Origin of the sequence: Streptomyces sp. NPDC057900, assembly GCF_042887885.1 — a bacterium.
GTDB lineage: Bacteria > Actinomycetota > Actinomycetes > Streptomycetales > Streptomycetaceae > Streptomyces.
Map to the genome: position 1 here is coordinate 192,606 of NZ_JBHVOI010000003.1, position 21,504 is coordinate 214,109.

A 21,504-nucleotide genomic window follows, 5' to 3' on the forward strand; every position below is an offset into this window, starting at 1 on the left:
GGCTGTCCCGTTGCGGAACAGCCCTTAGGCCTGCTCGGCCGGCTCGTGAGTGATCAGGTCCCCCGGCTGGCAGCCGAGGACCTCGCAGATCCTCGACAGGGTGGAGAAGCGGATGGCCTTGGCCCGCCCGTTCTTGAGCACGGACAGGTTGACGACGGTGATCCCCACCTGCGCGGACAGTTCGGTGAGCGTCATACCGCGCTCGACCAGCAGCCGGTCGAGATGGATGCGGATCGAGTGGATTTCGTCCTCGGGCATCAGACGGTCCCTTCGAGGTCCTCCCGCATGCGGACACCTTCGCGCATGATCTTCCCAAGGATCACACCCGCGAGACCGGCGAGCACGAGAACCATCGGTCCGGAGAGCTCGGGACCGGAACCCACCACCGGCGCCATGGACCCCACGAGCCAGGACTGCGACCACCCGACGACGAGCCCGGCGGCCGGAGTTCCCACGGCGACGACCCAGCCGAGAGCGGTGAGCTGCCGGGCCACCGGCTCGGTGAACGGCCCCTGCTTCAGCACGGTACTCAGCAGCCGGGAGAAGAGCAGCAGCGTGACCGCGCCGAACAGCAGCCAGGGCAGTCCGCCCCCGAGGTCCGCCGCGCGCTGGCCCGCCGAGGGGCTGTTCTGGCAGAGGCGGGTGAGACTGCCCGCCGCCTCCACGCCCTTCGCGACCGGCAGACCCGGCGCCAGCCGGGCGTTGGCCCAGAAGCCCGTCTCCACACAGACCGCCCCGTCGTCGAGCAGGTGCGAGACCCCCTTGCCGAGGAAGGCAAGGCCACTGAGCACCGCCAGCCAGTAGGTCACCGAGGCCAGCACGCGCGTGAGCCGACTGTTCATCGCATCCCCCATCCATCGAATATCGATATGCCCACCCTAGGGGAGCATATCGATAAACGACAAGTGCACGGCGGGCGCGAACCCGGCCGTGCACGGTGGCGAGGGGCTGCGGACATGCCCTAACGGCGTTGCAGCAGACCGCCGTTCATCGCGACGACGACCGCCCGCGTACGGTCGTTGACGTCGAGCTTGGCGAAGATCCGCAGCAGGTGGGTCTTGACCGTGGCCTCCCCGATGAACAGCCGCCGGCCGATCTCCCCGTTGGACAGCCCGTCCGCGACCGCGTCCAGCACCTCGGCCTCGCGGGCGGTCAGCGTGACGGGCACCGGCCGGCGCATCTTCGCCACCAGCCGCTGGGCGACCCGGGGGGCCAGCACCGTCTCGCCCCGGGAGGCCGCGTGGATGGCGTCGACGAGCTGTTCCCGGGTGGCGTCCTTGAGCAGGTAGCCGGTGGCGCCCGCCTCCACGCCGCGTTCGATGTCCGCGTCGGTCTCGTACGTGGTCAGGATCAGGACGCGGGTGGACGTGGGGCCCGCGAGGATCTCCGTGGTGGCGCCCACCCCGTCCAGGACCGGCATGCGCAGGTCGAGCAGGGCCACGTCCGGCCTGAGCCGCTCGACGAGCCGGACGGCCTCCCGGCCGTCGCCCGCCTCGCCGACGATCTCGACGCTGGGCTCGGAACCCAGCAGGGCGACCAGGCCCGCGCGCATCACGGTGTGGTCGTCGGCCAGGATGATGCGCAGCGGGGCGGCGGCTGCCGCGGGGTCTGTTGTCATGTCACCTGGGGCCTGTCGCTCAGAGGGATCGTGGCTCAGCGGGATCGTGGCTCAGCGGGATCGCGGCTCAGCGGGATCGCGGCTCAACGGGATCGTGGCGAGGATGCGGGTGCCGTCACCGAGCGAGCTGGTGACGGTGAGGCCGCCGCCGAACTCCGCGAGGCGCCGTCGCATGCCGTCCAGTCCGAAGCCGCGGGAGTCCTCGACGACGAACCCGCGTCCGTCGTCGGTCACCTCCAGCTCCACGGCCTCCGGCTGCCGGGCCAGGACGACGCCCACGGTGGAGGCTGCGGCGTGCTTGCGTATGTTGGCCAGCGACTCCTGGGTGCACCGCAGCAGCGCGATCCGGGTCGGCTGGTCGCACTCGACGTCCGCCAGCTCCGCCGTGACCGTGAGGCCGGTGTCCTCGGTGAAGCGGTCCAGGGTGCGGCGGAGCGTCGCGGCCACGGAGCCGGCCGCCACCCCGCTGCTGGACGTAGCGCCCACCAGGACCCGTGCCTCCGCCAGGTTCTCCCGGGCCGTCTGCTCGATGGACCGGAGCTGCTGGGCGCTGCGGTCCACGTCCACCGCCAGCTGGGACCTGGCCGCCTCCGCCAGCACGATGATGGAGGCGAAGCCCTGGGCGAGGGTGTCGTGGATCTCCCGGGCGAGCCGTTCCCGTTCCTCCGCGGCGCCCTGGCGCTGGTACACCTCGGCCAGTTCGACCTGGGTGCTCTTCAACTCCGCCCGCAGTGCCGCCCGTTCATCGCGCTGGGCCAGCGCCCGAGGAGTCAGGACCGCCATCGCGACGGCGACCGCCCAGACAGCGAGGGAGGAGATCGTGTTGGTGAGGAACACCCCGCCCTCCCCTCCCTCCCGCAGGCTGCCGCCGACCGTGATCGCCAGCGCGCCGAGCCCGGTGAGGAGGATCGCGCCCCTCGGGCTGTCCGCGAAGACGATGAACTGCGTGAGCATCACGGTGTAGAACACCCCGAAGCCGTCCCCGAGGTACGAGACGCCGCCCAGCACCACGACGAGCACGCCCAGATATCTGTACGGGCTCAGCACCGGGTTGCCGGGGCGCAGCCGCACCAGGGTGTAGCAGAGGGCGAGCGCGGCCATCAGCGCGAGCAGCCCGAGCTTCCGTCCCGGGGGCGTGGCCCCCAGCAGGGTGATCAGGATGACCAGGGCGGCCAGCGCCCAGGCCAGCGCGTCCCACCCGTGGAGCACCCAGATCCAGAACGGATCGCCGCGCTGCGGCCGTTGAAGCATGGCGGTCAGATTACGTGCGGGACGGAAGAGGCGGCAGGCTTGGCCTCCCGCTCGCGCCGCCGTGCAGGGCGCAGCGGACGCCAGGCGCGGTCGCCCAGGAGCAGCAGCGCGGAGGGCAGGATCATCATCCGGATGATGACGGCGTCCAGCAGAACCGCCACCGCGAGGCAGAAGCCCATCTGCTTCATCTCGGTGAGGTGCAGGAAGACGAAGGCGGCGAACACCGTGACCATGACCAGCGCCGCGCTCGTGACCACCTTCGCGGACCGCTCGATGCCGTCGAGTACCGCCTCGCGGGCCGTCATCCCGTGGTCCATGGCCTCCTTGATCCGGCTGACGACGAAGACCTGGTAGTCCATCGACAGGCCGAAGAGGATCACGAAGAGGAAGAGCGGCACCCGGGAGGCGATCGCGCCGAGGGAGTCGAAGTCCAGCAGGCTCTCGGCCCAGGTGCCCTGGAAGACCAGCACGAGCGCGCCGAGCGCGGCCGCCGCGGAGAGCAGGTTCAGTACGACGCCGATCAGGCCGATGACCGAGGAGCGGAAGGCCACCGCCGTCATCACGAAGGTCAGCAGCAACAGGAAGCCGAGGACGAGCGGCAGCTTGTTCCGCTCGTGGTGCACGTAGTCCTGGCCACGGGCCACGTCACCGCTCACGGCCGTTTCCACGCCCGGCAGTTGACCGACGGTGGACGGGATGTACTGGTCCCGCAGGTGGTTCAGTGACGCGATCGCCTCCTCGGCGGGCGCCGGGTGCGGCACCTGGAGTTCCAGCACGCCGGTCCGGCCGTCGTCGGAGGTGAGCAGCACCGGCTCCGCGTCGTTCGCGAAGAGCGGGTCCGCCTGGGCCCGCCGCCCGAGCTCCAGCAGCGCCTTCCTGACCTCGGGGGCCCTGTCCGGGGCGGAGCGGGTCACCACCTCGTGCCTGACCAGGAGTTCGGGGAATTCGGCGGTGATCCGGTCGTAGACCCGCATGGCCGGGATGTCGCGGGAGAAGGTGTCCTTGCCCGGGTCGATGAGCTTGAGCCCGAGCGCGGGCGCCGCGACGGCGAGCATGACCAGCACGGACACGCACAGGGTGATCGCCGGGTGGTTCCGGGCTGGGCGCATGAGGGCGCCGAACACCCGGCCGTTCTCGGGCTTCGCGCTCTTCGCCACGGCGGGTGCGCCGCGCTGGGCGCGCCGGGCGGCCTTCCTCGCGGCACGCCGTTCGGCGCGGTGGCCGAGCTTCACGAGCAGGGCGGGCAGCACGGTGAGGGAGCTGATCACGGCGACGGCGACGACCAGGATGGTGCCGGTCGCCAGCGAGGAGAAGATGACGTCGGTGGCGAGGTACAGGGTGGCGGTGGAGACGATCACCGCGAGACCGGAGACCACGATGGCGCGGCCCGCCGTCGCCGCCGCGAGCTCCACCAGCGCCTCGGGGCTCAGCCGGCCCTTGGCGCGGGCCCGTTCCTCGCGTTCGCGCTTGAGGTAGAAGAGCGTGTAGTCGACGCCGACCGCGAGTCCGATGAGCAGGATCATGTTGGTGCCGACGCCGGGGTCGGGCATCAGGTGCGAGGCCAGCATGGCGAGGCCCATCGTGGCGGCGATCGAGGAGAGCGCCAGCAGCAGCGGCACGCCCGCCATGACGACCGAGCCGAACACGATCAGCAGGATGACGAGCGTGACCGGCAGGGTGAGGCGCTCGGAGAGCGAGAGGTCCTTGCCGCGCTGGTCGTTGACGCCCCGGGAGATGGCGGGGGAACCCGACTCCTCCACGACCAGCCCCGGATGGGCGGCGGCCGCCTTCTCGGTGGCGTCGAGGAGCGGGGCGACGTTCTTCCTGGCGTCGAGCTCGGCGCCCTTCATCACCACGGTCACCCGGAGCGCCGTGCCGTCCTTCGAGCGGACCGGTGGCGCGACCTCCGCCACCTCGGGGAGCGCGGTCATCCGGGCGGTGACGTCGCGGGCGGCTGCGGTGGCCTCCGCGCTGTCCAGGGGGCCGGAGCCGGACCGGATCAGGATGTGCTCGGTGGGCCGGCGCTGGAGTCCGGCGTCGGTGGCCATCGACTCGGCGTGGCCGGCCTCACCGACCCAGAAGTCCTTGGTGGTGGCCGGGTTGTTGCCTGCGGCGAGGCCCGCGCCGAGGCAGAGCACCACGAAGACGAACCAGCCGACGATCGCTTTCCACGGGTGCCGCGCACTCCAGCGGGCCATGCGTACGGGTCGTATTCTCATGCGGTAAATGCTGGTCCGCGAGGCCCCTCGCCCGGCAGCCCCGGCCGGTGGAACCCGGTGTCCACCGGTCGGTGGACACCGCCCCGGGGGCCTGTCCCCGCAAGCCGTCAGGGTCTGCCTCCCGTACGCCGTCAGAGCCGGTCTTCGGACCGCTCTTCGAGCCGGTCGCGGAGCCGGGACTTGGCCTCCGGCCACTCGTCGGCGAGCAGCGAGAAGTAGACCGTGTCGCGCCAGCTGCCGTCGGGGCGGCGGCGGTGCCGCCGCAGCACCCCTTCGCGCCGGGCGCCGAGGCGCGCGATCGCCGCCTGGGAGCGCTCGTTGAGGTGGTCGGTCTTCAACTGCACGCGACCCATGCCCAGTTCCTCGAAGGCGTGGCTGAGCAGGAGCAGCTTGGTCTCCGTGTTGACCGCCGAGCGCCAGTACGCGCGCCCGTACCAGGTCGAGCCGATCTCCAGGCGCTCGTTCTTCACGTCGATGTCCATGAAGGCGGTCCAGCCGATGGCCCGCCCGGTCGCCAGGTGGATGACGGCGAACGGGACGTAGGCCGGGTTCGCGAGCAGCGCGGCGAGCTCGGTCTCCAGCTCCTGCGGGGTGCGGGGCGTCGGGGTGCCAAGCCAGCGCCAGACGTCGTCGTCGTTGCCGCCGGCGGCGAAGAGGTCGTCGAGGTGGGCGGGGGCGAGGGGCTCGACGCGGACATGGCGGCCGGTCAGGGTCACGGGGAGCGGGCTCGTAGCGGGCATGGACACACCCTACCCTTACGTACTAGCATCATGAGATTTATGCACTAGTGCGTATTCCCGGCATCCTCTGTGTCCCTTCGGTCGCCGCGTTCGGCCGTCGCGCGCCTGGCAGCCGTCATCGTCCGTATCTCGGGCAGCTCGTCGTACAGCGCCTGACCGGGACAGGTCGTCTGGTACGTGTCGCGGTGGCCGGAGATGACGTTCAGCACCGCCACGTCGCCCTTGGGGTACCGGCTCGCGTCGTTCGTCGACCGCATCCGCACCTTGCCGCGCGGGTCCTCGCCCGGCAGCAGCTTCCACGCCGCGATCGACGCCAGCGCCCGGATGACGGCGGCGGGGACCTTCTCGCCGTCGCGGTAGTCGCCGAGCACGGCTATGCCCACGCTGTCGGCGTTGAAGCCCGTGGTGTGCGCCCCGCGCACCGAACGCGTGACGCCGCCGGCCCGGCCCTCGTAGATCGTGCCGCAGCGGTCGACGAGGAAGTTGTAGCCGATGTCGTCCCAGCCCCGGCCCTTGATGTGGGCCTCCTCGACGTGCCGGATCAACTCCGGCGCCTCCGCGCAGTCGTAGTTGTTGGACTCCCCGGTGTGGTGGATGAAGACCGCCCGCACGGGGCCCGTGTAGACCGCGGGCTCCCGGACGATGTGCTCGTCCGCGTGCCAGGCCGTCCGGCTGACGATCGCCGGCTGCGGCACCCGGTAGGGCACCGGGCGCGGCCGTTCGTGGGCGGCGGCCGACGTGGGCAGCGCGATCCGCACCGGGGTGTCCCGCAGCACCAGCAGGGTGAGCGGGAGGACCGCGGCGCCCAGCGCGAGTCGATGGGGCCACATGGGACCACCCTGCGGTCTCCCGCCGCCGTCCGCAGATGCGCTGGCCGATCGGGTGAACGCCCCGGCACGCCCCCGGCACGCCCGCACGATATTCTGGGGGGAAGCGGCGCCGGGAACGGCCGCCGCGCGGCGGTGGGGCCCGCCGTACCCGAACCGCGTCGTGCTCATGAGCGCGCCGCCAACGGTCCCTACTTGGCGAAGAGCGCGCCCGCGTCCGGCGGGCGCCCCGGCAGGTAGGAGACGTGTGCCCACCAGAACCCTGAATCCGCAGGCCCCGGTCGTCGCCGTGGTCGCGCTCGGCGGCGCCGTCGGCGCGTGCGCCCGTTACGGGGCGTCTCTCCTCTGGCCCACCGCGGCCGACGGATTCCCGTGGACGACCCTCGTGGTCAACGTCATCGGCTGCGCGGTGATCGGCGTGTTCATGGTGGTGATCAGCGAGGTCTGGGCGGCCCACCGGCTGGTGCGGCCGTTCTTCGGTACGGGGGTGCTGGGCGGGTTCACCACCTTCTCCACCTACGCCGTGGACATCCAGCGCCTCGTCGACAACGGCCGGGCCCGCAGCGGACTGGCCTATCTGGGACTGACACTGCTCGCGGCCCTCGCGGCGGTGTGGAGCGCGGTGTGGCTGACCCGCCGCGTACTGGCGTGGAGGCAGACATGACGACATCGATGACCGAGCGCGCCCTGCGGCTGACCGTCCTGGTCGGGGAGTCCGACGGCTGGCACCACCGGCCGGTCTACACCGAGATCGTGCACCGGGCGCACGCCGCCGGGCTCGCGGGCGCCAGCGTGTTCCGGGGGATCGAGGGGTTCGGCGCCTCCTCGATGATCCACACCCAGCGGCTGCTCTCGATGAGCGAGGACCTGCCGGTGGCGGTGGTGATCGTGGACGCGGAGGAGAAGGTGCGGGCGTTCCTGCCCCTGATCGAGGAGCTGACCGGCGACAGCCCGGTCATCCTGGACGCCTGTGAGCTGGTGCGGCGCGGCGAACCGGAGGATCCCCGGTGAACTGGCTGCTGGTGATCGCCGGCGCGGCGGTCGGCGCCCCGCTGCGGTATCTGACCGACCGGGCGGTGCAGTCCCGGCACGACACCGTCTTCCCCTGGGGGACGTTCACGGTGAACGTCACGGGCTGCCTGGTGCTGGGGCTGCTGACCGGCGCGGTGACGGCGGGCGCCGCGTCCTCGCACGTCCAGCTGCTGATCGGCACCGGGCTGTGCGGGGCACTGACCACGTACTCGACGTTCAGCTACGAGACGCTGCGACTGGCCGAGGACGGCGCACGCTTCTACGCGGCGGCCAACGTGGTCGCGAGCGTGGTGGCGGGGCTCGGCGCGGTGTACGTCGGCCTCACGCTCGCGGAGGCGCTCTGGCGCTGACCGCCACGGCACGCGATACGCGCCCGGGCCCGGCTCCCTCTCGGGGGCCGGGCCCAGGCAGTGGTACGGGTGGTGGGTGGCTCAGGCGTCCTGTCCGGGCGTCCCCAGCGCGGCCGAGGCGGCCTCCATGGGGCTGAGCTCCACCGGGGCGGCAGGCGCGGGCACCGGCCGGCAGGTGAAGCCGAGACGCCCCAGCGCCCTGGTCACCTCACCGGCCGTGAAGTCGCGGCGGTCCTGGCGGGTGATGATCTCTCCCACCTGCTTGACCGGATAGACCCGACGGCTGATGATCACCGATTCCCCGGTGACGGGTTCGGGCTTGACGCCCTTCATCAATGCCTCGACCTCAGGCTTGAAGAGGTCGAAGGGGAAGCGGGCGATGACGCAGCGCATGGTGCCTCAACGGGGTCGGGGAGCGGAAGGGGACGGAACGCGGGAACGCGGGAATCGGTCAGGCGGCACGGTTGCCGGAGGGCCGGCGCTGCGCACCGCCACCCGACGCGGAGGACGCCGACGAGCTGCGCCGGGCCTGGGCCGGGCGGCTGCGCCGGCCCCGGGAGGAGGATCCGCCCTTGGGGCGCTCGGAGACCGGCGAGGTGATGACGACGGGCACTCCGGAAGGCGCCTGTGCTCCGGTGATCCGGCTGAGCTCGGCCTCACCGGAGCGGACCTGGGCGATCTGCGGGGTGATCCCGGCGTCGGCCATCAGGCGCGTCATCTCGCGGCGCTGGTTGGGCAGCACCAGCGTGACGACACTGCCGGACTCCCCGGCGCGGGCGGTGCGGCCGCCCCGGTGCAGGTAGTCCTTGTGGTCGCTCGGCGGGTCGACGTTGACGACCAGGTCGAGGTTGTCGACGTGGATGCCACGGGCCGCGACGTTGGTGGCGACCAGCACCGTGACGTGCCCGGTCTTGAACCGGGTCAGGGTGCGGGTGCGCTGCGGCTGCGACTTGCCGCCGTGCAGCGCCGCCGCCCGGACCCCGCTGTTGAGCAGGTGGTCGGTGAGCTTGTCCACCGCGTGCTTGGTGTCCAGGAACATGATCACGCGGCCGTCGCGGGCGGCGATCTCCGTCGTGGTGGCGTACTTGTCGGCGCCGTGCACGTAGAGCACGTGGTGCTCCATCGTGGTGACCGCGCCGGCGGCCGGGTCGACCGAGTGGACGACCGGGTCGTGCAGGTAGCGGCGGACCAGCAGGTCGACGTTGCGGTCCAGGGTGGCCGAGAACAGCATCCGCTGGCCCCCCGCCTGCACCTGGTCGAGCAGCTCGGTGACCTGCGGCATGAAGCCCATGTCGGCCATCTGGTCGGCCTCGTCCAGGACGGTGATGGAGACCCGGTCCAGCGAGCAGTCGCCGCGCTCGATCAGGTCCTTCAGCCGGCCCGGCGTGGCGACGACGACCTCGGAACCGCCGCGCAGCGCAGCGGACTGCCGGCCGATCGACATACCGCCGACGACGGTGGCCATCCGCAGCTTGAGCGAGCGGGCGTACGGGGTGAGCGCGTCGGTGACCTGCTGGGCCAGTTCCCGGGTGGGGACGAGCACCAGGGCCAGCGGGCGCTTGGCCTCGGCGCGGCGCCCTTCGATACGGGCCAGCAGGGCCAGGCCGAAGGCGAGCGTCTTGCCGGAACCGGTACGGCCCCGGCCCAGCACGTCACGGCCGGCCAGCGAGTTCGGCAGGGTGGCCGCCTGGATCGGGAACGGCACCGTGACGCCCTCGGTGGCGAGCGCCGTCAGCAGCTGCGCGGGCATCTCCAGATCGGCGAAGGCCTCCACGGCGGGCAGCGCCGGGGTGATGGTCTTCGGCAGGGCGAACTCGCCCTGCTTGGCGGCGGGCCTGCGGCCGTAGCCACCGCCGCCACCGGAGCGCTGGGCCGGGGCGCCGAAGCGGCCCTGGCCGCCCTGGCGGCCCGGGGCCTGCGAGCGGAAGCCGCCGCCCGAACGTGAGCCGCCGGAAGTGCGGGAAAAACGGTCATTGGAGCGAGATGTGCGGTCGCGGTTCATAGAAACCCTCCCTCGATATGGCGCGTATCGAGGAATTCATTGCGGCGACGAGCGGCACAAGAATCGCAAGAACGGGCCGTTGGCATACGTGAACGAAGCCCGGCAGCCGGTCTTGAGCCGATACGGGCCCGGCCGAACCGGGTCCGGTGCTTCGCAATGACAGGGAACGAGCGGGCCGCTGTGCGGTCCCGCAGGTCGTGTCACGGGGCCCCGGCGGGCCGGTGTTCCGGTCCGGGAGCCATGGCGGATCGTCCGCCGCACGGTGAAAATCGTGGTCCGGGCGCCTGCCCGGCAGCTCGTGGCGGTCGTACACCGGCACGGCATCGCTCGGGGGTGGACCCGGGAAAGCAACGAGCTGGGGCCCGCACCCCAAGGTGCGGGCCCCAGCTGCGCGAAAGCATCTCAGCGCGTGAGCGCCGGTGCGATCAGGTTCACGCGGGGGTGATGTTCTCCGCCTGCGGGCCCTTCTGGCCCTGCGTGACGTCGAAGTTCACCTTCTGGCCCTCCTGCAGCTCACGGAAGCCGGAGGCGGCGATGTTCGAGTAGTGGGCGAAGACGTCAGCGCCGCCACCATCCTGCTCGATGAAGCCGAAGCCCTTTTCCGCGTTGAACCACTTGACGGTGCCAGTAGCCATGTTTATCTCCTTCTGGGGCAGAGCCCGGGGACTCGCACTGTGCCAGTCCCGCGTCGCCGCGATGATTACCCCATCCGGATAATGAACCGGAAATACAAAAGTGCACCCACTCAGCCCATTTAGCTGAGGAGAGCACTTGGAGTCTTTGGGAACCACAACTGCAACTGAGATCTACAGTAGCACAATGAATGCGAGTGGGCGCGGCAAGTAATTACACTCCGTCCGGCGTGTCATAAACCCTCATCGCACATTGCGTAAAATTCTGTGCTTGCCGGTGTAGATATTCGCCGCCGAACAGGTCAGTACGGGTCAGTGCTTCACAAGTCAGCGCTTCACCGCCCGGTGCGGCGGCGGATCTGTCCGCCGCCGCACCGGGCCGGGACTCAGCCGCGCGCGAACCTCAGCGTGATCAGCTCGAACGGGCGCAGCGACAGTTCGACAGCGCCGTCACGGAGCTCCGGCACCACCGCGTCGGGCAGCCGCCGCTCCAGCAGATCGGTCACCGCGAGGCCCTCGGCCCCGAACCCGGTGGTGAGGCGGACCCTGGCCCGCCCGCCCGTCGACTCGTAGAGCCGTACGACCAGATCGCCGCTCTCGTCGTCGGCCAGCTTGACCGCGCTGACCACCACCGCGTCGTTGTCGACGGCCACCAGCGGGGCCACCTCGCGGTCACCGGCGATCCGGCGCTCCGGCAGGTTGATCCGGAAGCCCTCCCGGACCGCGTCACCGATCGCCGCGCCCGGTGCGAGCGCGTGCCGGAAGCGGTGCACGCCCTGGTCGGTCTCCGGGTCGGGGAAGCGCGGGGCGCGCAGCAGCGAGACCCGCACGGTGGTGGTCGTGCCCGCGTCGGCGTCGCGGACGGTGCGGGTCACGTCGTGCCCGTACGTCGAGTCGTTGACCAGGGCCACGCCCCAGCCCGGCTCCTCCAGGTGCACGAAGCGGTGGTTGCACGCCTCGAACTTGGCGGCCTCCCAGCTGGTGTTGGTGTGGGTCGCCCGGTAGAAGTGGCCGAACTGCGTCTCGGAGGCGTACCGCTCGGCGTGGATGTCCAGCGGGAACGCCGCCTTGAGGAACTTCTCCGTCTCGTGCCAGTCGACCTCGGTGTCGATGTCGAGCCGCTTGACGCCCGGCGCGAGGGTCAGCAGCTGGGTGACCTTCGAGTCACCGAAGCCCCGGACGATCCGTACGCCGGCGGCGCCCCCGTCCTGGACGGGGGTGAGCTCGTCGAGGTCCGTCAGGTCGGTGACGGTGTTGCGGTAGAACGCGTCGACGTCCCACGCGTCCCACATGTTCGGGAAGTCGGGGTGGATCTGGAGCAGGTTCGCGGCCTGTCCCGGAGCCACCGTCTCGCGCCCGGCGGCGATGTCGTACGCCGAGACGACCAGCCCGCGCGCGTCGATCTCCACCCGGAGCAGGCCGTTGTCCAGGACGAACCCGCCGCCCTCGCGCGGGGCGAGCGTGGCGCTGTCGGCGAGTGTGACGGGGGCCGCCGCACCGGCCGGGACGCCGCCGCGGGCGTGCGGGGCGGAGTTGAAGAGGAGGGTCTCCCCGGTGGCGGAGTCACCGGCCAGGGCGCGCTGCGCGGCGTCGACGACGCCGTTCAGCTCCTCGGCGACGGCGGCGTACGTCTTCTCCGCCTCGCGGTGCACCCAGGCGATGGACGAGCCGGGCAGGATGTCGTGGAACTGGTGCAGCAGCACCGTCTTCCAGATCCGGTCCAGCTGCTCGTACGGGTAGGCGGCCCCGGTCCGCACGGCGGCGGTGGCGGCCCACAGCTCGGCCTCGCGCAGCAGGTGCTCGCTGCGGCGGTTGCCCTGCTTGGTCTTCGCCTGGCTGGTCAGGGTCGCGCGGTGCAGCTCCAGGTAGAGCTCACCGACCCAGACGGGTGCGTTGGGGTACTCCGCCTCCGCCTTGGTGAAGAAGTCGGCGGGGGTCTCCCAGGTGACCGTCGCGGAGCCTTCGAGGCTGCTCAGCCGGGCCGCCTTGGCGATCATCTCGCGGGTGGTGCCGCCGCCCCCGTCGCCCCAGCCGGTCGGCGCCAGGGAGTGCTGGGCCACGCCCTTGTCCTTGAAGTTCTTCGCCGCGTGGGCGATCTCGCTGCCCTTCATCGAGCAGTTGTAGGTGTCGACGGGCGGGAAGTGGGTGAAGATCCGGGTGCCGTCGATGCCCTCCCACTGGAAGGTGTGGTGCGGGAACTTGTTGGTCTGGCTCCAGGAGATCTTCTGGGTGAGCAGCCACTTGGAGCCGGCCGCCTTGATGATCTGCGGCAGCCCGGCCGCGAAGCCGAAGGTGTCGGGCAGCCACGCCTCGTCGTTCTCGATCCCGAACTCGTCCAGGAAGAACCGCTTCCCGTGGACGAACTGACGGGCCATCGCCTCGGAGCCCGGCATGTTCGTGTCGGACTCGACCCACATGCCGCCGGACGGCACGAACCGCCCGTCCGCCACGGCCTGCTTGACCTTGGCGTAGACCTCGGGGCGGTGTTCCTTGATCCAGGCGAACTGCTGGGCCTGCGACATCGCGAAGACGAAGTCCGGCTCGTCCTCCAGGAGGGCCGTCATGTTCGACGTCGTACGGGCGACCTTGCGCACCGTCTCCCGCAGCGGCCACAGCCAGGCGGAGTCGATGTGCGCGTGGCCGACGGCGCTGATGCGGTGGGCGGAGGGCTGCGCGGGCGTCGCGAGGACGGCGGCGAGCTCCTCGCGGGCGGCGGCCGCGGTGCCGTTGACGTCCTGGAGGTCGACCGTGTCGAGGCAGCGGCCGACGGCGCGCAGGATGTCCCAGCGGCGGGCGCCGTCCACCGGCAGCTCCTGCATCAGCTCGCCCAGCACCTCCAGGTCCTGGACGAGGTTCCACACGTGCTCGTCGAAGACCGCGAGGTCCATCCGGGCCAGCACGTACTGCGGCTCGCTGCCGGCGGTCTCCTTGTCGCCCAGCCGGGTCGGCAGGAAGGGGTGGTAGTCGAGGATGACCGGGTTGGACGCCGCCTCGATGTGCAGCAGCACCTCCTCGCCGCCCTCGGCGGGGGCCCCGACACGCACCCACTGGTTGCGCGGGTTGAGGCCCTTCACCGGGGTGCCGTCGGGGCGGTAGACGAGGCCCTCGCACTGGAAGCCCGGCATGTTCTCGTCGAAGCCCAGGTCGAGCAGCGCCTCCACGGTCCGGCCCGCCCACGCCTCGGGGACCGTGCCGGAGACCCGGAACCAGCTGGTGCCCCACGGGGCGCCCCACCGGTCGCCGACCGCGATCGGCTCCGTGGCACCGGCCAGGCCCTCCGCGACCGGGACCGGCTCGCCCGGAGCGGTCCAGACGGCGACGTCCAGCGGTACGGATTCCGGGTATACGGCCGGCCGGATGCGCTCGTCGAGGACGCGCTTCAGACGGGCTTCGACCAGGGTGCGGTCGTCGTGCATGAGGGTGGCTCCGTTGTGAGTGGGTGCGGGGGTTACCGGCAGGCTTACCAGGGGTGCGTGGTCAGCGGATCTCGTCGGGTGTGAGTACCTCGGTGATACCGCGCGCGGCGAGGTGGTCCGCGTCCCCGGCCCTGCTCGCGAGGACGGTGGTCGGGCGGACGCCGTCCGCGGTGAGCCGGGCGAAGGCCTCGAAGACCTCGCCGCCGGGGGCGCAGGTGGAGCGGCGGGGCGCGGTGGTGTCGTCGCCGGCGTCGACGACGAGCGCCGTGGTGCGGGGCGCGGGCCTGCGGGGACGGGCGCGCTGCTCCCGGACGATCTCCGCGATGGCCCGGCCGGCCGGTTTGACCTGCCGGTCGTTGGTCAGCAGGCCGAGCCCGTATTCGAGTTCGGGGAAATCGGCCAGCGAGCGGGACACGTCGTGGGAGCACCACCAGGTGACGCCCCAGACGTCCTCGCAGTCCAGCGCGTTCTGGACGGTCGCGGCGGTGAACGCGGCGGCGTGCTCGGCCGGGATCAGCGGGGCGGGGGCACCGACCTCCTGGAGCCAGACCGGGCGGTGCGGGTCCAGGGCCCAGGCCTTGGAGAGCTCGATCAGGTAGGCGGCGTGGTGCTCGGTGGCGGTGCCGGTACGGCCGTGGCGCTGGGCGGTGCCGTTGAAGACCCAGGAGTGGACGGCGGTGACGGCCCCGGTCCGGGCGGCGTGCGCGGGGGTGAAGGCGTGGTCGTCCTGGTACCAGGCGGCGTCGTACTCGGCGTGCAGGTGGAGCTTGCCGGGCGCCCCCTCCTCGCAGGCCGCCAGCATCCGGGTCAGCCAGCTGCCCGCCTGCTCCGGGGTGATGCGGTCCGGGTCGGGGTGCGGGTCCCCGGAGAACTGGTTGATCTCGTTGCCGAGGGTCATCCCGATGAAGTGCGGCCGGTCCGCGAGGGCGGCGGCCAGCGTCCGCAGGTACTCGGCCTGACCGGAGACGACGTCGGGGTCCGTGAAGAGGTTGCGCCGGTGCCAGGTCCGGGTCCAGGCGGGCAGGAAGTCGAAGCTCGACAGATGGCCCTGGAGCCCGTCCACGCTGACGTCGAGCCCGCGTTCCGCGGCGGCGTCGGCCAGCTGCACGAGCTGCTCGACGGCGCGCGGGCGGATCAGCGTGCGGTTGGGCTGGAAGAGCGGCCAGAGCGGGAAGACCCGGATGTGGTCGAGGCCGAGACCGGCGATCGAGTCCAGGTCGGCCCGTACGGCGTCGAGGTCGAAGTCCAGCCAGTGGTGGAACCAGCCCTGGCTGGGCGTGTAGTTGGCGCCGAAGCGAAGCGGGGAGGAGCTCATACGGAACAGGAATCCTGGTTCTGTGGTGCGGGTGGCGGCGTTCGGTCGGTCGGCGGGCAGCGCTCAGCCCTTGACGGCGCCCTCGCCGACACCCCGGAAGAAGAAGCGCTGCAGACCGGCGAAGAGCACGATGAGCGGGAGCACGGCGATGATCGTGCCTGCGGCGACGAGCCGTTCGTCGTTGGCGAAGGTGCCGTGCAGGTAGTTCAGCCCGATGGTCAGGGTGAAGTTCTCCGGGTCGCTGAGGACGATCAGCGGCCACAGGAAGTCGTCCCACGAGCCCATGAAGGCGAAGATCGCGACGACGGCGAGGGTTCCCCTGACCGAGGGGAGCGCGATCCGCAGGAAGCGCTGCCAGACGTTGGCGCCGTCCACGAACGCCGCCTCCTCGATCTCCTGCGGGAGGTTCAGGAAGGCGTTGCGCATCAGCAGGACGTTCATCGCCCCGATGGAACCCGGCAGCAGCACCCCGAGCAGGGTGTTGTTCAGCCCGAGATCACGCATGGTGGTGAACTGGGCGATGATGATGCCCTCCACGGGCACCAGCATGGCGAGGATGAACGCCAGCGTCGCGGCCCGCCGCCCCCGGTAGCGCAGCCGGGCCAGCGCGTAGCCCGCCAGGGCCGCGCCCACGCAGTTGGTGACCACGTTGGCGGCGGCGACCTTCAGCGAGTTGAAGGCGTAGTCCCACACCGGGATGGTGTCGGCGACCCTGCTGTAGTTGTCCAGGGTCGGATGGCTGGGGAAGAACTTCGGCGGCGAGCTGAAGATGTCCTCGCCCGGCCCCTTCAGGGACGTCGAGAGCTGCCACAGGAACGGCCCGACGGTCAGCACCAGTACGGCGAGCAGCAGCACGTAGCGCAGGACGAGCTGCCAGGGCGCGATGCGGCGCCCCTCGGCGTCGGTGGTCTTCAGGATGCTCACGCGTCCTCCTTGCGGTCGGCGCGCAGCACCAGGAGCATCAGGCCGACGGTGACGACGAAGATGACGACGGAGATCGCGGAGGCGTAGCCGACCCGCCCGGTCAGCCCGGTGCCGACCCGCTGGACGAGCATCACCAGGGTGGTGTCCTCGCCGGCCGGTCCGCCGGAGGGGCCGGCCATGAGGTAGACCTCGGAGAACACCTTGAAGGCGGAGACCGAGGACAGTGCCGCGACCAGCACCATGGTGGAGCGGATGGCGGGGACGGTGACGGTGAAGAAGCGGCGCACGATCCCGGCGCCGTCCACGGAGGCCGCCTCGTGCAGCTCGCGCGGGACGTTCGCCAGCGCGGCCAGGTAAATGATCATGTAGTAGCCCAGGCCCTTCCAGACCGTGACCGCCATCGCGCTGCCCAGCAGCAGCCACTGGTCGCTGAGGAAGCCGACCTTGCCGATGCCCACGGCCTCCAGGAGCGAGTTGATCAGCCCCCGGTCGTCCAGCATCCACACCCAGATCAGGCCGACGACGACGATGGACGCGACGACCGGGGTGTAGAAGGCGGAGCGGAAGAAGGTGATGCCGGGGATGTGCCGCTGGACGAGCATCGCCAGCAGCAGCGGCAGGATGACGAGCGCCGGGACGACGACCAGTACGTACAGCGCGCTGTTGCGCAGACCGGTCCAGAACATCTCGTCGTGCAGCAGTTCGCGGAAGTTCGCCAGGCCGACGAACTTCCCCGGAACCAGGGTCCGCCGGTCGGTGAAGGCGTTGACCAGCGTGCTGAAGAACGGATAGAGGCTGAACGCGCCGACCACGATCAGTCCGGGAGCCGCGAACAGCCAGGGGCTGAGCGGCAGATGACGGCTGATCCGGCGGGCCGGCCGGGGGGCGGGCGTCGGTGCGGGTGCGGGGACGGGGGCGAGGGCGGGAGCGGAGGCGGGGGTAGTCACGAGGGGGCTCAGCTCTGCTGCAACAGCCGGTCACAGGCCTTGACAGCGTTATCAAGGGCTTCCTTGGGGCTCTGCTTTCCCTGGAGCGCCTTGGCGATCTGGTTGCGCAGCTCGGTCTTCATCTGCTCGCTGAACAGCACCGGGGTGTAATTGACGGCCGTCTTGAGGGACTTGGCGGCGGCGACCCGGACGCGGGTCTCGTCGGTGCCGTCCTCCTTGGTGAAGTACGGGTCGTCGAGCGATCCGGCGGTGCTGGGGAAGATGGCGACCTGCTTGGCGAACTCCATCTGCCGGGTCGCGTCGGTCACGTAGTGGGCGAAGGCCACGGCGGCGGGCTTCTGCTTGGTCTGCGCGTTCACCATGACGCCCATGACGTACATGTTGGCCTTGCCGGTGTTGCTGACCTGGTCGGTGATGCCGATGTTCTTGTAGAGGCTGGGCGCCTGCTTCTTGAAGTTGGCCAGGTCCAGCGCGCTGCCGGGGTTCATCGCCACGGACTCGGTGAGGAACTTGTGGCCGGACGACTCGGGCGTCGCGGTCAGCGCCTGCGGGTCGAGCCCCTTGACGTCGTACAACTCCTTGTACCGGGTGAGGAGTTCGACGCCCTTGGCGTCGTTGAAGGCGAAGCCGGTGCCTTCCTTGTTCATCAGCTGTCCGCCGTAGCGGCCGAAGTCCTCGATGGTGGGCACGTTCGCCAGTGCGGCGACCTTGCCCTTGCTCTTCTCGGCCAGCTTCCGCCCGTCGGAGAACACCTCGTCGTAGGTGGCCGGCGGCTTCCCCGCGTCGAGTCCGGCGTCCTTGAGGAGGCGCTTGTTGTAGAACATCGGCCCGGTATTGAGGTACCAGGGGAAGGCGAACGTCCCTTCCGTGCCCGGTATCTGGTGGCTCTGCCAGGCGCCCGGCAGGTACTCCTTGCGGTACTTGGCCGCGGCCTTGTCGAGGTCGAGCGCGATGCCCGCCTTGGCCAGCGGGGCCACCAGGTCGGGCGAGACGTTGACGACGTCCGGCAGGGTGCCGCCGGCCGCGTCCGCGCTGATCTTGTCCGCGTAGCCCTCGCCGGGCCGGTCCACCCACTTCACGTCCGTGCCCGGGTACTTCTTCTCGAAGTCCGCGATCACGCCGTTGAAGTAGTCCTTGAAGTTCGCCTGGAGGTTCCAGGTCTGGAAGGTGATCTTCCCCTCGACCTTGCCGGAGGCGTCGGACGAGCCCGAACCCGATCCGCCGCCGCAGGCGCTCAGCGGCAGGACAGTGGCGAGGACGGCGGCAGTGGCGACTGCTCTGCGAGAGATGCGCACGGTGAACGGCTCCTTTGCTCGGACCAGGCGTGCGGACGGCGAACCGGAGGTCACCGACCGGCCGGATGCGTTCGCCCAGCAGACCCTGCAATGCGCGTGACGGAAAGTCAATACATTCCCTTCATTTAGGTCGCACCTTTCGGCATACCAGCAGGTCAACGCGGTGTAGCAGCGCATTGAAGATCAATGACTAATGCGCTTTAGGTGGTCACAGCTCAAGCGCATTAGTTCCCCGGCCCCTTCACTCTCGCCCCATGGCCGGGAAGGCTCTACGATGCCTCCGGGGGAGAGCGAACCCGACGACCCATGGCAGCCACAGGGAACGCAGGAGAGAGGCACTCGGTGACACCGAAGCGGCCGCCGGCCGGGGACACCTCGCCGGCCAGACGGACGCCCGCGCGACGGCCGACCATGAAGGACATCGCCCAGCGGGCCGGGGTGTCGGAGAGCGCCGTGTCCTTCGCGCTCAACGACCGCCCGGGGGTCTCGGCCGTCACCCGGGACCGGATCCGGCGCGTGGCCGAGCAGTTGGGCTGGCACCCGAGTACCGCCGCCCGCGCGCTGTCCGGCGAGGGCTCGGCCACCGTGGGCCTCGTGGTGGCCCGTCCGGCGGCCAACCTGGGCGTGGACTCCTTCTTCCTCCAGCTGATCTCCGGCATCCAGGAGGTCCTGGCGGAACGCCGGCTCGGGCTGCTCTTCCAGGTGGTGGAGGACGTGGCGGCCGAATGCGCGGTCTACCGGCGCTGGTGGGCGGAGCGGCGGGTGGACGGGGTGCTCGTCGTGGACCCGCGCACCGACGACCCCCGCGTCGGCCTGCTGGACGAACTGGGCCTGCCCGGCGTCGTCATCGGCGCCCTCCCCGGCAGCGACACCGGCCCCCACCCGGGCCTCTCGCAGATCCGCGCCGACGACGCGGGCGCGATGGCGGCCGTGGTCGGGCGGCTGCACGAGCTGGGCCACCGGCGCATCGTGCACATCGCCGGACTGCCCTCACTCGCGCACACCGACCGGCGCATCCGGTCCCTGCGCATCGAGGCCGACCGGCGCGGACTGACCGAGGCCCACTCGGTGACCACGGACTACTCGGACACCGAGGGCGCGGCGGTGACCCGCCGGGTGCTGGAGCACGGCACCCCGCCGACCGCGATCGTCTACGACAACGACGTGATGGCCGCGGCCGGGGTGGCGGTCACGACGGGCCTGGGCTTCCGGGTCCCGGCCGATGTGTCGGTGGTGTCGTGGGAGGACTCCGCGCTGTGCCGGCTGACGGCACCGTGGCTGACCGCGCTGTCCAGGGACACGGTCGCGTTCGGCCGGCTCGCGGCGCGGGAGCTGACCGCACTGCTCGACGGCGGCACGGCGCACACCATCCAGGTGCCGCTGCCCCGGCTCATCGAACGGGGCAGCACGGCAACGGTGAACGGCGCCTGAGAAGGGGCGGGGAGGGGAGGACCGAAAGAGAAGGGGCCGGGAGGAGGGCCCTCGAACCGACAGGTCCTACGGCGTCGGCCTGCGCAGTTCCTCGTTGAGCCGGAGCGCCTCTTCGAGCTGGTCCTCCAGGATCACGATGCGGCAGGCGGCCTCGATCGGCGTGCCCCCGTCGACGAGCTCGCGGGCGCGGGCGGCGATGCGGAGCTGGTAGCGGGAGTAGCGGCGGTGGCCGCCCTCTGACCGCAGGGGGGTGATCAGCCTGGCCTCACCGATCGCACGGAGGAATCCGGGGGTGGCGCCGATCATCTCCGCGGCGCGGCCCATGGTGTAGGCGGGGTAGTCGTCGTCATCGAGACGGTCGGCGGGATGCGCAGGGGTTTCGGGGGGCATGGGCACCTGCCGCGTGTCGCCGACTTCGTTGACCGGAGGGGAAACTCTCGTTGTACGAGCCATCGCTTCTATCATAGCCACGACAGATTTCCCTGGCCGGACGGGGGAAGTTATCTGAGCGGGTCGCTCCGGGGCCGCCTCCTCCGGGCGCGGCCGCCGGGTACGTCAAGAACACTGACCGGCGAGTCAGTTGATGCCTGCCTGCCGTCGGGCCATAATGCACGTGTAGCCCTTCACGCATCCCCCGTCGTGAAGGGCTACACCCCTGTGCGCGACCGGGTGCGCACAGGCCGCGGGACCGGGTGCGCGAGACCCTGCGTGTCCCGCCCGTCACAGAAGGCACCCGGCCGTCACGGAAGGCGCCGACCCGTCACAGAAGGCACCGGCCCACCGCACGCGCCATCACCGAATTTCACGGGCAAGGGGCTCCCCTCGTGGTCCCCTGCCCGTGTTTTTTTGAGTTAACAGTGACGTAGAGTATTTGCGCAACCCTGCTCCTGTACCCCGGCACGGGATGTGCCACTACGTCCCCGTTCGGAATGCGCTCACGGCTCCCCGCACTGGGGGCGGCGGACCGGGGTTGGTTACAGTACGAGCCCGTTGACCGAATCGGACACCGCACGGCACCGGACAGAACCCGGGCGGGGCCCGGACACGTGGGGGGCCGGATGGACAGCGGAGCAGAACGCGCGCCGGAGCTGCGGACGTTGCGGCAGAAGGTCGAGTACATGGTCGAGAAGACCTTCCCCGGCCGGAAGATCTCGGGACGGGTCTTCGCGGACCTGGTCAGGGAGCGCGGCGGATCGCTCTCGCACAGCTATTTCTCCAACATCCTGGCCGGCAAGGTCACCCAGCCCTCTGAGGACATCCTCAAGGCCCTCGGCCTCGGCTTCGGCGTGGACTGGCGGTTCTTCAAGGAGGAGTCCGAGGTCGTCGACGACGTCGTGGACGGACTCCAGTTCCTGGCCAAGCGACGCACCGGGGACATCAGCGGGGTGGCCGGCCGGGGCCTGGACGAGGACGGACTGCCCCCGGAGCTGCTGCAGTTCGCGTTGTCCCTGCTGGAGGACGCGAAGAACCGGCAGCGCCCGGCCGACGGCGGACCCCGGAGCTAG

21 protein-coding genes are annotated in these 21,504 nt (G+C 70.8%); 5 read left to right on the forward strand and 16 right to left on the reverse strand.

Annotated elements, in window-relative coordinates:
- Nucleotides 1-24 precede the first annotated feature (24 nt).
- From ACFVQ0_RS15155 to ACFVQ0_RS15185, 7 genes are all read right to left on the reverse strand, one after another.
- Nucleotides 25-258 carry a helix-turn-helix domain-containing protein gene (locus ACFVQ0_RS15155; RefSeq protein WP_390088104.1) on the reverse strand — a complete coding sequence of 78 codons (234 nt, stop codon included), beginning with the start codon at nucleotides 256-258 and terminating at the stop codon, nucleotides 25-27.
- On the reverse strand, nucleotides 258-842 hold the full coding sequence (locus ACFVQ0_RS15160; protein ID WP_390088105.1) for a DUF2975 domain-containing protein: 585 nt from the start codon (nucleotides 840-842) through the stop codon (nucleotides 258-260). Before ACFVQ0_RS15160 ends, ACFVQ0_RS15155 begins: the two co-directional genes overlap by 1 nt.
- Nucleotides 843-961: 119 nt before the next feature.
- Entirely contained in the window at nucleotides 962-1,618 is a 657-nt protein-coding gene (locus tag ACFVQ0_RS15165) for a response regulator (protein ID WP_390088107.1), read from the reverse strand.
- A 51-nt stretch (nucleotides 1,619-1,669) separates the two neighbouring features.
- Entirely contained in the window at nucleotides 1,670-2,869 is a 1,200-nt protein-coding gene (locus ACFVQ0_RS15170) for a sensor histidine kinase (RefSeq protein WP_390088108.1), read from the reverse strand.
- A 5-nt stretch (nucleotides 2,870-2,874) separates the two neighbouring features.
- Nucleotides 2,875-5,088 (reverse strand): MMPL family transporter, encoded by a 2,214-nt coding sequence (locus tag ACFVQ0_RS15175; protein ID WP_390088110.1) that lies wholly within the window; start codon nucleotides 5,086-5,088, stop codon nucleotides 2,875-2,877.
- A 131-nt stretch (nucleotides 5,089-5,219) separates the two neighbouring features.
- The gene (locus ACFVQ0_RS15180; RefSeq protein WP_390088112.1) at nucleotides 5,220-5,828 is read right to left on the reverse strand and encodes a GNAT family N-acetyltransferase; all 609 of its coding nucleotides are present in this window, start codon (nucleotides 5,826-5,828) and stop codon (nucleotides 5,220-5,222) included.
- Nucleotides 5,829-5,872: 44 nt separating this feature from the next.
- Entirely contained in the window at nucleotides 5,873-6,658 is a 786-nt protein-coding gene (locus ACFVQ0_RS15185; RefSeq protein WP_390088114.1) for a peptidoglycan recognition protein, read from the reverse strand.
- A gap of 166 nt (nucleotides 6,659-6,824) precedes the next feature.
- Between ACFVQ0_RS15185 and crcB (ACFVQ0_RS15190) the strand changes: the two genes are divergently transcribed.
- The 3 genes from crcB (ACFVQ0_RS15190) to crcB (ACFVQ0_RS15200) are packed head-to-tail and all read left to right on the forward strand — an operon-like array spanning nucleotide 6,825 to nucleotide 8,037.
- Nucleotides 6,825-7,319, forward strand: coding sequence for a fluoride efflux transporter CrcB (gene crcB, locus ACFVQ0_RS15190; protein ID WP_390088116.1), 495 nt, complete (start codon nucleotides 6,825-6,827; stop codon nucleotides 7,317-7,319).
- Entirely contained in the window at nucleotides 7,316-7,666 is a 351-nt protein-coding gene (locus ACFVQ0_RS15195) for a DUF190 domain-containing protein (protein ID WP_390088117.1), read from the forward strand. Before crcB (ACFVQ0_RS15190) ends, ACFVQ0_RS15195 begins: the two co-directional genes overlap by 4 nt.
- Nucleotides 7,663-8,037 (forward strand): fluoride efflux transporter CrcB, encoded by a 375-nt coding sequence (gene crcB / locus ACFVQ0_RS15200; RefSeq protein WP_390088118.1) that lies wholly within the window; start codon nucleotides 7,663-7,665, stop codon nucleotides 8,035-8,037. Before ACFVQ0_RS15195 ends, crcB (ACFVQ0_RS15200) begins: the two co-directional genes overlap by 4 nt.
- Before the next feature lie 81 nt (nucleotides 8,038-8,118).
- On the opposite strand, the gene ACFVQ0_RS15205 is transcribed toward crcB (ACFVQ0_RS15200), so the two are convergent.
- From ACFVQ0_RS15205 to ACFVQ0_RS15240, 8 genes are all read right to left on the reverse strand, one after another.
- Nucleotides 8,119-8,430 carry an SCO5918 family protein gene (locus tag ACFVQ0_RS15205; RefSeq protein ID WP_390088120.1) on the reverse strand — a complete coding sequence of 104 codons (312 nt, stop codon included), beginning with the start codon at nucleotides 8,428-8,430 and terminating at the stop codon, nucleotides 8,119-8,121.
- Nucleotides 8,431-8,488: 58 nt separating this feature from the next.
- Nucleotides 8,489-10,039, reverse strand: coding sequence for a DEAD/DEAH box helicase (locus ACFVQ0_RS15210; RefSeq protein WP_390088122.1), 1,551 nt, complete (start codon nucleotides 10,037-10,039; stop codon nucleotides 8,489-8,491).
- 431 nt (nucleotides 10,040-10,470) lie between these two features.
- A complete protein-coding gene (locus ACFVQ0_RS15215) occupies nucleotides 10,471-10,674 on the reverse strand; it encodes a cold-shock protein (RefSeq protein WP_015609674.1) in 204 nt (67 codons plus the stop codon).
- Nucleotides 10,675-11,057: 383 nt separating this feature from the next.
- Nucleotides 11,058-14,087, reverse strand: a complete 3,030-nt coding sequence (locus ACFVQ0_RS15220) for an alpha-mannosidase (RefSeq protein ID WP_390088124.1) — start codon at nucleotides 14,085-14,087, stop codon at nucleotides 11,058-11,060.
- A gap of 61 nt (nucleotides 14,088-14,148) precedes the next feature.
- Entirely contained in the window at nucleotides 14,149-15,402 is a 1,254-nt protein-coding gene (locus tag ACFVQ0_RS15225) for a glycosyl hydrolase (protein ID WP_390088126.1), read from the reverse strand.
- A gap of 63 nt (nucleotides 15,403-15,465) precedes the next feature.
- The gene (locus ACFVQ0_RS15230) at nucleotides 15,466-16,326 is read right to left on the reverse strand and encodes a carbohydrate ABC transporter permease (protein ID WP_390088128.1); all 861 of its coding nucleotides are present in this window, start codon (nucleotides 16,324-16,326) and stop codon (nucleotides 15,466-15,468) included.
- Entirely contained in the window at nucleotides 16,323-17,273 is a 951-nt protein-coding gene (locus ACFVQ0_RS15235; RefSeq protein WP_390088129.1) for a carbohydrate ABC transporter permease, read from the reverse strand. Before ACFVQ0_RS15235 ends, ACFVQ0_RS15230 begins: the two co-directional genes overlap by 4 nt.
- A gap of 8 nt (nucleotides 17,274-17,281) precedes the next feature.
- Nucleotides 17,282-18,568, reverse strand: a complete 1,287-nt coding sequence (locus ACFVQ0_RS15240; protein ID WP_390088131.1) for an ABC transporter substrate-binding protein — start codon at nucleotides 18,566-18,568, stop codon at nucleotides 17,282-17,284.
- 411 nt (nucleotides 18,569-18,979) lie between these two features.
- Between ACFVQ0_RS15240 and ACFVQ0_RS15245 the strand changes: the two genes are divergently transcribed.
- Nucleotides 18,980-19,999, forward strand: a complete 1,020-nt coding sequence (locus ACFVQ0_RS15245) for a LacI family DNA-binding transcriptional regulator (protein WP_390088849.1) — start codon at nucleotides 18,980-18,982, stop codon at nucleotides 19,997-19,999.
- 66 nt (nucleotides 20,000-20,065) lie between these two features.
- On the opposite strand, the gene ACFVQ0_RS15250 is transcribed toward ACFVQ0_RS15245, so the two are convergent.
- Nucleotides 20,066-20,389 carry a MerR family transcriptional regulator gene (locus tag ACFVQ0_RS15250; RefSeq protein WP_390088133.1) on the reverse strand — a complete coding sequence of 108 codons (324 nt, stop codon included), beginning with the start codon at nucleotides 20,387-20,389 and terminating at the stop codon, nucleotides 20,066-20,068.
- Between the two features lie 668 nt (nucleotides 20,390-21,057).
- Here ACFVQ0_RS15250 and ACFVQ0_RS15255 point away from each other — a divergent pair.
- Nucleotides 21,058-21,504, forward strand: coding sequence for a hypothetical protein (locus tag ACFVQ0_RS15255; protein ID WP_390088135.1), 447 nt, complete (start codon nucleotides 21,058-21,060; stop codon nucleotides 21,502-21,504).